Source organism: Rhizobium sp. P40RR-XXII (assembly GCF_012641405.1).
GTDB lineage: Bacteria > Pseudomonadota > Alphaproteobacteria > Rhizobiales > Rhizobiaceae > Rhizobium.
Genome location: NZ_JABAII010000021.1, coordinates 16745 through 29457 on the forward strand (window position 1 = coordinate 16745; position 12713 = coordinate 29457).

Consider the following 12713-nt stretch of genomic DNA (forward strand, 5'->3'; position numbering starts at 1 on the left):
GGTGTATGTAGGAACGCAGGTCGACGCGCGGGACGACGATGATTATCGGGTTTTTGCGCAATTGGGGGTGAAGCACATCTGCGCCGATCCGCCGGGGAGGCCGGAGAGCTGGACGCTATCCGATCTCGAACGTCATCGCGACAAGGTGGAAAGCTTCGGATTGATCCTGGACATGGTCCAGCTTCCGTTGCCGTCGCAGCCGATCGAAAAGGCGTCCTATCCCGATATTCTTCTCGCCGGGCCTGATCGTGATCGTCAGATTGATTCGGTCTGCAAGCTGATCGAAGATGTGGCGGCGGCCGGCATTCCCGCGGCAAAATACAATTTGAATCTCATCGGCATTCCACGCACCCCGGAAGAGCCGGGGCGAGGGGGCTCGATGAATGCGAGCTTCCGCTGGGACAAGGCGGACCACAATGCCGCACCCGGCCTTGCAGGGGTTTTGTCGGAAGATGAAAACTGGGAGCGCATCGATTATTTCCTTAAGCGTGTTATCCCCGTGGCGGAAAGCAGCCGCGTCCGTCTCGCCTGCCATCCGCATGATCCCTACACGCCGCCGGGCTATCGCGGCGTCACGCGCGTGCTGGGCTCGGTGGAGGGTTTGAAGAAATTCGTCCTCATGCGTGAAAGCCCCTATCACGGGCTGAACTTCTGCCAGGGATCGATCGGCGAGATGCTCGACAATCCGCGCGAGGAAATCGACGACATCATTCGCTGGTTCGGCACGCGCGATAAGATCTTCAACGTCCATTTCCGCAATATCAGCGGCGGCAAGCTGTCCTTCATGGAGACCTTTCCGGATGAGGGCGACATGGACATGGTCCGCTCCGCCCGGATCTATAAGGAAGTCGGGTATCGGTACATGCTGATGCCGGATCATGTCCCGACGATCAGCGGCCGTGATCCGACCGGCGTCGCCTTCGCCTTTTGCTATGGTTACATCGCAGCGCTCGTTCAAGCGCTCGAACAGGCCTGAACCTTGTTGCCCCAATTGAATTGAAACAGGATTCCACGATGAACCCGATTGAACTGAAAAAAGCAGTTGGCAGCGGCCTGCTATCGTTCCCGGTCACACATTTTGATCAGAATCTGACGTTCGACGAAGCGAAGTACCGCAGCCATATCGAATGGCTGGCGGGCTTTAACGCCGCAGCGCTTTTCGCGGCCGGTGGGACGGGTGAGTTCTTTTCCCTCAACCCCTCCGAAATCCCGCAGGTCGTGCGTGCCGCCAAGGCTTCGGCCGGCAAGACGCCGATCATTTCCGGAGCGGGCTACGGAACGTCGCTCGCAATCGAAATCGCCAAGGCCGCGGAAAAGGCCGGCGCCGACGGTCTGCTGCTTCTGCCGCCGTATCTCCTGTTTTCAGAGCAGGCGGGCCTGATCGCCCATGTAAAGGCAGTTTGCCAGTCCGTCGGTATCGGCGTCATCGTCTACAATCGCGACAATGCCGTGCTCAGCGCCGAGAGTTTGGCACGACTGGCCGACGAATGCCCCAACCTCATCGGCTACAAGGATGGGGTCGGCGACGTCGACAAGGTGATCGAGATCACCACGACACTCAACGATCGTCTGGTTTATGTCGGTGGCATGCCGACACACGAGGTCTACGCCCAGGCCTATTTCGCAGCAGGTGTCACAACCTATTCTTCCGCGGTCTTCAATTTCGTTCCCGCTCTGGCGCAGCGTTTCTATGCTGCGCTGCGGGCCGGAGATCAGGCAACGGTCGACAATATTCTGCGGAGCTTCTTCTTCCCGCTGGTAACCCTGCGCAACCGCAAGAAAGGTTATGCCGTCTCCATCATCAAAGCGGGCCTGCGTATCGTCGGCAAGGATCCGGGTCCGGTCAGGCCGCCTTTGACAGATCTGACGCCAGAGGAAATGGCTGTGCTGGAAAAGATCGTCGCCGTGGCGGGGTGACGATCCGGGATCAGACCAATCGTTTGCGATAACGACGATCTGTATTGGAGGGAGGTGACGCGTGACACAGATATCCTTTGGACTTGCCGCATCGGTGCTCGCAATGGCGGCGATGGTGTCGGGTGCTGGCAGCGCTTCTGCAAGGACATTCGTTTATGTTTCGGCAGCAACGGCCGGAGCGATCGACACTTACAGCATGGACGAGAACACCGGCGAGCTCCTGCAGGTTTCGACCTTCGATGCGGGTAAGATGGTCATGCCGATGACCGTCAGTGCCGATAAGAAACATCTCTATGCCGTCATCCGTTCGCAGCCGTATCGGGTGCTGACGCTGGCGATCGATCCTACGACCGGCAAACTCACCCAGGAAGCCGTCGCCGCCTTGCCCGACAGCATGCCTTATGTCTCCACAGATCCGTCGGGCCGTTTGCTGTTCACCGCGTCTTATGGCGGCAACAAGATCGCCGTGCTGCCGATCGCCAAGAATGGGCTTGTGACCGACGGTGCACGGCAGATGATCCTCACCGGCCGCAATGCGCACTCGATCGTAAGCGACCGGACCGGCAGATACGTCTTCGCAACCAATCTTGGTTCCGATGTCGTGCTGCAGTTCGTGCTCGATCCGGCCACCGGCATGCTGGAGGTGAACAATCCGCCAAAGGTTACGACGAAGCCGGGCTTCGGGCCGCGCCACATCATTGTCTCGCCGGACAATAAATCCGTTTATGTTCTGACGGAATTGACGGGCCACGTCATCCACTACGCCCTCGATGCTGCCAAAGGTACGTTGAGCGAAGTCGAAAGCGTGAAATCCGTTCCTGATGATGCCGGACTTTTTCCGGGCATTGCTCCGCCGGCCCCGGCAGCGTTCAACGCAACCGCGCCAGGCGCAGCTCCGGCCGATGACGGCAAGCCGAAGGTATGGGCTGCCGATATCGGCATCACGCCGAACGGCAAGTTCCTCTATACGACCGAACGAACCACCAGCAAGATCGCTCTCTTCCATGTGGCCGCAGGCGACGGAAAGTTGACCTACGTCACGAATTATCCCACCGAGCAGCAGCCGCGCGGCATTCGCATCGATCCGTCGGGCCGCTTCCTTGTCGCCTCCGGCGAGAAGTCCGACAAGCTTTCGGTCTATGCCATCGATCAGGCAAGCGGCACGCTCTCATCCGTCGGTCGATATCCGGTCGATGCCGGCGCCAACTGGATCGAGATCGTGACATTACCCTAAGCGCCGCCTTATGCAGAAAACGCCCAAGCGTTGGATACGCTATCCGGCCTTCACGGCCATCCCTGCAATCAGGCTTTCCACCTCGGAAGAGGGAAGGGGCCGGGCGAGCAGATAGCCCTGAAGCAGTTCGCATCCGGCGCCTTCGAGGAAGCGGGCCTGTTCCTCGGTCTCCACGCCCTCTGCCACGACTTCCAGTTCGAGCGTTCTGCCGAGCGACACGATGGCGGAGGCAATAGCCATATCGCCGGGCTTGTCCGGAATGTCGGCAATGAAGGATCTGTCGATCTTCAATCGGGACAGCGGAAAGCGCCTGAGGGCGCTGAGGCTCGAATATCCGGTACCGAAATCGTCGATCGCGAGACTGACGCCCAGCGTCTTCAGTTCAAGCATGCGCTCTATCGCTCCCTCGATATCGCGCATGATCAAGCTCTCCGTCAGTTCGAGCTCGAGCCATTTCGGATCAAGACCTGCCGCTTCGAGTGCCGACGCAACCTGGTTTGTCAGCGAACTTTCCAGAAATTGCCGGGCCGATACGTTCACGCCGATACGCAGCTCAGGCAGGCCGCGATCCTGCCATGCTCGGGCCTGCTGACAGGCCTTGCGCAGAACGATTTCGCCGAGCGGCACGATGATCCCCGTTTCCTCGGCCAGCGGAATGAAGTCTGCGGGCGGCAACAAGCCCTCGACAGGATGCTGCCACCGCACCAGCGCTTCGACGCCGATCACCCTGCCGCTGCGGATCTCCTTTTGCGGCTGGTAATGCAGCACGAACTCATCCCGCTCCACCGCGCGCCGCAGCTCTTCGATCCGGCTCAGCTTGTTGCGGGCGTCCTCCGCCATGGACGGTGTGAACAATCGAATGGAGTTGCGCCCCGCTTCCTTGGCGCGATAGAGCGCCATATCGGCGCTTGCGAACAGGTCCGAGGCGGTATCGCCGTGCTCCATGGCGCATGCGACACCGATGCTGCAGCCGACACGGATTTCGACGCCGTCGATAGTCAGCGGCTTGGATATGGCCTCGAGAACGGCGGTGAGCCTCTCGTATATGGAATCGGAGGACTCCTCCAGGACGATGATGAATTCGTCACCGCCTATCCTCGCAACGATGCCGCGGCGACCGACATGGGTCGATATGCGCTGCGCCACCGCCATCAGCAATTCATCTCCGGCGGCATGGCCGAGAGTGTCGTTCACCAGCTTGAAATTATCCAGGTCGACGAAGGCAACGGCCAGGGGCTTCTGCTTTCGCGAAGCCTTTTCCAGCAGGGCGCTGAGCTTGCGGTCGAGCAGCATGCGGTTGGGTAGCCCGGTGAGCGCATCGTGTTCGGCCAGATAGGCAATATGGGCGATGTCCCGATGACGATCGATCGCTATCCCAACCGTTTGCGCTATGCCCGCGAGGAATTCCATGAGCCCGGCCTCGTCGCCGTCGGTCTTCACCGTCACCAGCGCCCCATGTTTGCCGCCATCCCGCGAGAAGATCGGAAATTCCAGAATGTCGCCACTCAAGGATTCGGGTTGCTCGCTGTCGAGAACAAAGTCGACCTGCCTGCCGTCGAGCAATCGTTCAAGGAGGGATCGGGCATCCTTCAGAAGGTCGTCAAGATCGACGCCTCGCGCCACATCCTGCAGGAGTTTCGTCTGCGCGCTCATCAATTCTTCGGCACGCTTGCGAGCGGAGATGTCGCGCGAGGCTCCAACGACACCGATGATGTTGCCGTTTCTATCCCGCAACGGAACGCGCGACATCATCAGCCAGCCTTCGCCCTTGAGGCGCCGCTCTTCCACGCCGAGATCGGCTTCGCCTGATTCCATGACCTGACGCTCGACCTCCTCGATCTTACGCGCGTCGGCCATCGGGTGAATTTCGGCGTCCGTGAGGCCGATCATTTCAGCGACATGTGTAAAGCCGTTGTTGAGAACGATAGCCTGGTTGGCAAAGAGGAAACGGCCGTCTCTATCCTTGGCGTAGATATAGTCGGGCACGTAATTGATCATCGCTTCGAGCCATTCGTAACGCTCGGTGAGCGACAGATGCTGAGCCCGGAGCAATTCGAGCAGCTCGCGGACATGCCGGTCATCATCGTTCGCATCTGTATTCACTGACTTCGACGATCTACCCGGCCGCTGTGTCATCAATGTTCTCTCACGTGGTGAACGGACAATAGAGGCAAGCAGTTATGCAACCATGAAAACAGATGGGGCATTTTGGCCATCTTAAACGAAAGCGTAAAGGCATATTTATCGGAGCTTTGACCAGAAGAATCTGGTTGCTGAGCATTCATGCGGCGGTGAAGGAGGGGTGGATTTGGCAAGCGTCGCGCTGCATGGTGGGAGAAAATCATAAAGTCGAGCACAAGCCATAGCTTGACACTTCATATTGTAATTTGAATTTCGTTCGTGTTGCCGCGCCGGATGCCGATCATATTCAGCTTGAGGCGTGGTGGTCGCCTTGCGGAGTAGGGGTGAAAACCGCTAAAGCCGAGGCGGGAGAAATGCAGGATTCGCAAGGACAAACGACATGAACGTTCGCAGAGCAGCGGCGAGTGGCAATCTCGTGCTTGCCGGCATGCTTCTGATGCTTGTCGGCGACTTCATGTTTTCGCTGAATGATGCCATGGGCAAGTGGCTGGTTGCGAGTTTCTCCGTCGGGCAGATACTGGTTATCCGCTCGCTCGGTTCATTCATAGTCCTGGCACCCATGATCGCGCGGCAGGGCAGCGATGCGCTCTTTCGCCTCGAGAGGCCGCCGCTGCAGGTCTTGCGGATAGTTATGACAACACTTGACGTCGGTCTTTTTTACGCCGCCGTTGCCTATCTGCCGCTTGCCGACGTCATGACCTTCTACATGGCCGGCCCCATCTATGTCGCCGCTATCTCGCATTTCTTCCTGGATGAGAGGATCGGCTGGCGGCGGTCGCTGGCCGTTTTCGTCGGCTTCGTCGGCGTATTGATCGCGCTCAGACCGTCCGCCGCCATGTTTTCCTGGCCGTCGCTTTTCGGCCTTGGCGGCAGCCTCGCATTCGCGATGACGCTTGTGCTCGGGCGGCGGCTGCGGCAGACGAGCGATGCCACGCTTGTTACCTGGCAGACGGTTGGCGCCCTCGCGGCCGGATTGGTGCTCAGCATCGGCAATTGGCGCGCGGCATCGGCACTCGATCTCGGCGCCATGCTGGCGCTCGGCGTTGTTGCCGGCGCCGCGCACTTGATGATCACTCGATCATTGAAACTTGCCCCCGCGTCGCTGCTCGCTCCGCTGCAGTATAGTCTGCTCCTCTGGGCGATCATCCTGGGCTTTGTTTTCTTCGGCGATATTCCGGATGCCCAGATCGTCATCGGCTCTGTCATCATTGTCCTTGCCGGGCTCTTCATTTTCCATCGCAAGAACATGGTTGCTACGATCCCAAAAGACGACATTGCCCCGGATGGGCATTGAGGCTGATACGTCATCGTTATCTCACTGAATATCTCCGGCGATCACGGCAACTCGCCTGTCTGGGAACGACGCCGCATGCATTTGCAGAGGTTTGCCAAGCAGATTGGGAGGGCTTGGGCCACCCCACTAGGATTCGTGCTCATCCCCCGTTACGATAAACCGCGCATCAACAAATCCGTGGCAGCCTATAGAAGCCAACGAGTGGAATGGGGAACATGAGCCTGCTGTCGTCCCTGATGAGAAGAATGCGGAGCCATTCCGAGATTTCAGGCGTTGATCGCCTCGACCCATCACACGATGTGCACCATCTCAAAAAGGTTTTCGACCGCTGTTCCAAGGCAGCCAGGATCGGAGTGTGGGAGTGCAGCCTTCCGGATGAGCGGCTTTCCTGGACGGATATGGTCTACGAGCTGTTCGATCTTCAACCGGGAGAACCCCTGGTCCGCGATGACATCGTCGCGCTCTATTCGCCAGAGGCATCCAAGGAGCTTACACGACTTCGAAATGCAGCCATCGAACAGCGCGGCAGCTTCTCACTCGATGCCGAGATCGTCACCTGCAAAGGCAATCGTCGCTGGATCAGGATCACGGCGACGGTCGAATGCGAAAATGATATTCCGGTCCGCATCTTTGGCCTGAAGCAGGATGTTACGGCTGAGGTCATGATGCTGCACGAGATCCGCCGCCGGGCGGATTTTGATCATCTGACGGGGCTGCCCAACAGGTTCAGTTTTCACGAACGCCTCGACGCGCTCTGCGGATCGGGATTGGAGACCAACACAGCTCTTCTGCTGATAGATCTCGATGGCTTTAAACGTGTCAACGACACTCTGGGCCACCGGATGGGGGATACGTGTCTTGTAGAGGCGGCGCGGCGTCTGGCGGGCGCTGCGGAGCACGCCGATCTGGTGGCAAGAATCGGAGGCGACGAGTTCGCCGTGATCTATACCGGGACTTCGGTAGGGCATGTCGAACATGCTGCCAGCCGTATCGTGCAGGAAATGCAATGGGACGCTCGTGACGGAATCGTCCTCGGCGCGTCCGTCGGTATCGCTTGGGCAGTGCCGGGAACGACCTCGGCCACGCTCTACGAGGAAGCCGACAAGGCCATGTACCGGGCCAAGACACAGGGGCGGGCTCGTCTTGTCGCTCATTGCACGACGACAGATGAGCCGCGCCCGTTCAGATCCGCGGGATGACTTCAAGGCGAGTTCGGACGCTTGTCTGGTGTTTCGACAAGGTCGGTGCGCCGAAACTCGACTGGTATTCGTCCTCTGCAAGGGAGGCACGCAATTCTGGTGGTTCATTAGGGAGCGCTGATCATTTAAAGTCCCGCCTTCCAAAACAAAGGACCAAGATGTCTGAACATTCACGACCGCTCGAATCGACAAGGCATTGCGTATCTGACCGTAAGCCTAAAGGGACGATCACTTATATAGCTGTTGCAATCATTGCTGTTCTCACAACATCGATTTCAGCCAGACATGAAGCTCCTGCACCATCGCAGAAACCCGTCGCGAAGTTGCTCCAAGACACCAACTGATCTGCCGGGAAGTGCTGTACGCCGACCGTCAGTGGTTGTTTACTATCGATTATGCAACTATAGATTGAAAGCAGATAATATACATTATGGAACTGATCTCGTGCCGCCGGATGTCGGTGTTAAACCGGAGCGAAGACCGGATTATGCGGAACGAAACGCCACTTACGGGAACGAAGAACCGGATTGACTATTGGCGTGGGCGTCCGACACCAGCACACAGACGGACGTGATATCGACAATTCTGCAGATTGAGGCGCCGACTGGTGCCCATTTGGCGTAATTGCATCGCGATGCGGCTCCCGCAGTTTGCTCGTAAGCGCTCAATTCCATGCACATTGACGTTTTTCGAGATGACCAACCGCTTTCGGTGGACGCATCGTTTGGGGTCAGGCCGCAGTTGCTTTGGGAAAGTTGAATGGCAGCAGGTCGTCGATATCGGCGTCCTCGGTGCGCTGGGGCAACTCGGTGAGAACGTGGCGCAACCAGGGTAATGGCTCGACGCCACAGGCGCGACAGGTCAGCATGAGGCTGTAGACGATGGCGCTGGCCCTGGCCCCGTCGACAGTGTCGCTGAACAACCAACTCTTTCTGCCAGTTGCAAAAATTCTGATATCACGTTCCAAAAGATTGTCGTCGATCGGCATTCTGCCGTCCTCGGTGTGGTGCGTCAGATACTGCGTTCGGGCGTCAGACGCGACGGGGGCAATCCGATAGACACGCTGCCCGCGATTGCCGAAAATGTCGATCAAGGGGGTAATGTCCCTATCCGTGTCACCGACCAGTGAAGACGACCGCTGCTCATCTCCAAGCGGTTCCGTCATGATAGCAACGAGCGTCAGCTTCTCGATGCCGAAACCCGGCTCGATCTTTTCGGTGCGATCCCGGAAGAGCTTGGTGAGCCACGCGATGTCGCGAGCTGGCTTGGCGGTTCCCGCTCGTATGGCTTGCCGTACGCCATCGACCTTCTCGACAATGAGGTCCGTTCGTCGGACACCGAGTCCCTTGCGCTGCAGTTCGGAGACAAGCTGCGTGATCAGGCGTCCCACATATTTGTTGATGGTTTCAGCTGCGCCGATAGGCTCAGCGAAGGAGCGACTGACTTCGATTAGCTCCGGTGTCCGGATAGGATCGATTGGCTCCCTCACACGACCAAACATCTGGTCGAGCCGCCTGCTGATTTCGGGACCAAACCGAAGAGTCAGTGGAGTACGTGGGGTCGCTGACAGCTCGCCAATTGTCGCTGACAGCTCGCCAATTGTTCTGAAACCGAGCGTTCGTAGATCACCGACGACCTTGCCCGGCAACCTCAGGCGAGCGATAGGCAGGTGTTCGACGGCACGAGCCGTCTCTCCAGGTAGTATGATGACGGTTTCGCGGTTGATGGCACGCGCACAAGCATGGGCAGCCCCCCACGTTTCGGCGATAGCAACGCGGGTCGTCAGTCCCCTCGCCCGGAACATGGAGCGTCAGGTGGAGCATTGCTTCGCCAAGGGCCTGTAGGTCTGGAAGCAGTTGGCATCATGAGTTCAATGAGTGGGTCTTGCACGAAGTTCAACCGCAACCGCTGCTATACCTTTGCCGTCGGTTTCGAACCAGAACTTGTCGCAGCCGTGCACAAACTTGCCGGAGAATGAATCTTGATCGGTACGGTGAGTTGGCCAACGTCCGCGCCATCATGCGCCACTCGAACTCGGTCAATGCCGTCGGCTCATGCCAACTCTGAAGGAGCCTCGACCCAAAAAGAGAGCCTTTATTTTTTCCTGTCGCTCACGCAGGATAGTCCATGACCGAACATTGTTGTAGCCGCATTGCTCGGCGAGAAGTAAAATCTTGTCGAGCATGATCACCCGACAAGCTCATTTCCACCGTCACTCTACACCCTAAATCGGCGTCGCCTTGATCGAAGTGTCAGACATCACCTCAATCTCAATATTCCTGCGATGTCCCAAGGAATCTACGACAGATGCCCAGGCGTGGCCGTGCCGTGCAGCCACAATAAGCCGATCATAACCGAGCATCGCCGCGTGATTAAAATCTTCGGCGTCTTCGATGTCAAAGCTGAATGATACGTTATGCATAATGGTCTCTCGCCTCGTTGACTATTGATTTATAGCGTCAGCGATCGAGAGGCGCATAAAGTCGCGAGCGAGGCTGGCCCACCTACAGCAGTTGGGCATCCTCTTCTACGGACACCTTTCTCTTCACCCACAAATCGCTCGTCTGCTCCATCGTCATCAATTCCGCTGGATACACGCGTTGCTGAAGAGCAAGCAGATCGTCGAGGCTACCTTTCATCCATCGTTCGTAATCATCCCGGTGTAGGATTACAGGCATCCGGTCGTGAACTGGCGAAACCGCCTCGTTCGCCGCTGTCATGGCACCGGAATAGACCGGCCCCCATTCATCGGAAATACGCCAAAGCCCTCCCCACGCGAAGATCGGTTCATCAGGAAGACTGAACCAAGTCCTCGTCTTCTTTCCCTTTGGTCCCTCCGGCTCGGCGAAATGCGTGACAGGTCTCAGGCAACGCCACTGCGGTTTGCGAGCAACCCCGATCCACATGGGCTTCGTCAGTTCGGCAACGTTGTTCACGGGTATCGGCTTTGCCTCGGGTTTCATCGTCTTGAGGCGCAGTGGAAAACCCCAGGTCATCGACCGCATTTCCCGAGCGCCATCCTGCTCAATGATGGCAATGCCGGGAGTGCCCGGATAGACCTCCTCTGGAGAGTTCGATCTAACTGGGTTGGCTACCCCGAAATAGCGAGCGACTTCTTCAGCCGACTTCCGAACCGTATATAGATTGCACATGCTGAAGCGTTCCCTTCAATCAGATCAGGCCGGTTTCCCGCCGTTCGCGAAAATCACAACTAAGATACGTTACATCGCCCAGCCTAAGGCCCCATGGGCTTTGACAATACGGTGTCTAAGCCAACGCGAGAGATTTCTCTCCGGAGCAGCCTATGGTACTGAGAGAATTCTGTATCTCCATCGCTTTACCCTCATGCACCAAAACGAGCGCATTCAATGTCAAACAAGTTCCTAATTCTACTGAGTCATAAAACTTTCTGGGTTCGCTGATGTTCGAGATTTGATAGCTTGCCGATTCGCATTTTGGCGCGAGTTTTCAAGATGTCTGTATCTGAAGCTACCTTATCTGGTCGATTTGAATCCTACCTGTCTTCGTTGACCAGTGTTTTCGGTCACGCGGATCGCATCGAACCGCTGCACGATTATTGTTGCGGGCTGTTGTTGCCGGGAGAACGCAAGAGCGTTGAGCCGATGGCGGCGGTGTTGGCGCCGTCGCGGGTCTCGGCGAAGCATCAGTCCCTGTTGCATTTCGTCGGTCAGGCCGGCTGGTCCGATGCGTTGGTTCTGGCCAAGGTCCGTGAACTGGTGTTGCCGTCGATCGAGCGCAGTGGGGCGATCACTGCCTGGATCATTGATGACACCGGCATCGCAAAGAAGGGCATGCATTCGGTGGGCGTGGCTCGGCAGTACTGTGGTCGCCTGGGCAAGCAGGATAATTGCCAGGTCGCGGTGAGCTTGTCGGTGGCCAACCATGCCGCCAGTTTGCCGGTTGCTTACCGGCTGTTTCTACCGGAGGCCTGGGCCGGTGATCCAGTCCGCCGGAAAAAGGCGGGCATACCGCAGGACGTGATCTTCCAGAGCAAGCCGCAGATCGCTCTCGACCAGATACGCAAAGCCCTGGCCGATGGCGTCGCTCCTGGTGTCGTCTTGGCCGATGCCGGCTATGGCAACGGGGGTGGTTTTCGTACCGCCCTCACTGAGTTGAGATTGCTTTACGCCGTTGGCATTCAATCGAATGCCACCTTCTGGTCGCCGGGGCAGGAGCCCTTGCCCGCCAAGCCCTGGAGCGGACACGGACGCCCCACCTCACGGCTGCAACGCAGCCCTGAACATGCGCCGCTCTCAGCCAAGGCCCTGGCTATGGACCGAGTGTCGGACTTTTCGACCGTCACCTGGCGTGAGGGATCAGATAGCGATCTCACCTCCAGGTTTGCCCGCTTTCGCGTGCGCTCCGCCGCCCGTGACTTCGAGCAGGACACTCCCCATCCCGTCGAATGGCTCCTGGTGGAATGGCCCGAAGGAGAAGAAGAACCCACCAAATACTGGCTATCGACCTTGCCCGAAGACACTGACTTCAGCACGCTTGTCGACACGGTCAAGCTGCGCTGGCGCATCGAGCGCGACTACCAGGAACTCAAATCCGAATTGGGCCTGGCGCATTTCGAAGGCCGAGGATGGCGCGGGTTCCATCACCACGCCACCCTCACAATCGCCGCTTACGGCTTTCTCATCCGCGAACGCGCCGCTTTTCCCCCCTCAGCACACCAAATCCGCAAAAACACTCCCATTCCCAATCGTCCTAGACCCCGAGGCGCCCCCAATCCGTCCGGAACGACACGTTCCAAACTCGATCGCAACGATCCGTAAGTACCTGACAGTCGCTATCGCAAGACAAATCAGCCGATGTCCATGCTGCCAAAAAATCTACCGTCTCAGAATTTAATGACACAGTAGAACTAAGCCGTGGTGCGATTATCGATACAATCAAAAGTGCC

9 protein-coding genes and 1 pseudogene are annotated in these 12713 nt (G+C 57.8%); 6 read left to right on the forward strand and 4 right to left on the reverse strand.

All coding sequences use genetic code 11. From position 1 onward, the window contains the following. Window position 1 precedes the first annotated feature (1 nt). From HGP16_RS28465 to HGP16_RS28475, 3 genes are all read left to right on the forward strand, one after another. Window positions 2-976, forward strand: coding sequence for a mannonate dehydratase (locus HGP16_RS28465; RefSeq protein WP_168843320.1), 975 nt, complete (start codon window positions 2-4; stop codon window positions 974-976). A gap of 38 nt (window positions 977-1014) precedes the next feature. Further along, on the forward strand, window positions 1015-1917 hold the full coding sequence (kdgD, locus tag HGP16_RS28470; RefSeq protein ID WP_168843321.1) for a 5-dehydro-4-deoxyglucarate dehydratase: 903 nt from the start codon (window positions 1015-1017) through the stop codon (window positions 1915-1917). A gap of 61 nt (window positions 1918-1978) precedes the next feature. Further along, window positions 1979-3151, forward strand: a complete 1173-nt coding sequence (locus tag HGP16_RS28475) for a lactonase family protein (RefSeq protein ID WP_168843322.1) — start codon at window positions 1979-1981, stop codon at window positions 3149-3151. Window positions 3152-3190: 39 nt separating this feature from the next. Here HGP16_RS28475 and HGP16_RS28480 read toward each other — a convergent pair whose 3' ends face one another. Beyond that, complete coding sequence (locus tag HGP16_RS28480; protein ID WP_312862969.1) at window positions 3191-5254, reverse strand: putative bifunctional diguanylate cyclase/phosphodiesterase; 2064 nt, start codon at window positions 5252-5254, stop codon at window positions 3191-3193. 418 nt (window positions 5255-5672) lie between these two features. On the opposite strand from HGP16_RS28480, the gene HGP16_RS28485 reads away from it, so the two are divergent. Both HGP16_RS28485 and HGP16_RS28490 read left to right on the forward strand, forming a co-directional pair. Then, on the forward strand, window positions 5673-6587 hold the full coding sequence (locus HGP16_RS28485; protein ID WP_168843324.1) for a DMT family transporter: 915 nt from the start codon (window positions 5673-5675) through the stop codon (window positions 6585-6587). Window positions 6588-6802: 215 nt separating this feature from the next. Continuing rightward, window positions 6803-7786, forward strand: a complete 984-nt coding sequence (locus HGP16_RS28490) for a sensor domain-containing diguanylate cyclase (protein ID WP_246703648.1) — start codon at window positions 6803-6805, stop codon at window positions 7784-7786. Window positions 7787-8516: 730 nt separating this feature from the next. Here the strand turns inward: HGP16_RS28490 and HGP16_RS28500 are convergent. From HGP16_RS28500 to HGP16_RS28510, 3 genes and pseudogenes are all read right to left on the reverse strand, one after another. Continuing rightward, a pseudogene (locus tag HGP16_RS28500) lies at window positions 8517-9587 on the reverse strand (transposase domain-containing protein); the annotation flags it as partial. Window positions 9588-10010: 423 nt separating this feature from the next. Continuing rightward, window positions 10011-10208, reverse strand: a complete 198-nt coding sequence (locus HGP16_RS28505) for a hypothetical protein (RefSeq protein WP_168843325.1) — start codon at window positions 10206-10208, stop codon at window positions 10011-10013. Between the two features lie 82 nt (window positions 10209-10290). Beyond that, the gene (locus HGP16_RS28510; RefSeq protein ID WP_168843326.1) at window positions 10291-10938 is read right to left on the reverse strand and encodes an SOS response-associated peptidase; all 648 of its coding nucleotides are present in this window, start codon (window positions 10936-10938) and stop codon (window positions 10291-10293) included. Window positions 10939-11259: 321 nt separating this feature from the next. On the opposite strand from HGP16_RS28510, the gene HGP16_RS28515 reads away from it, so the two are divergent. Then, window positions 11260-12585, forward strand: coding sequence for an IS701 family transposase (locus HGP16_RS28515; RefSeq protein ID WP_168843327.1), 1326 nt, complete (start codon window positions 11260-11262; stop codon window positions 12583-12585). Window positions 12586-12713: the final 128 nt, after the last annotated feature.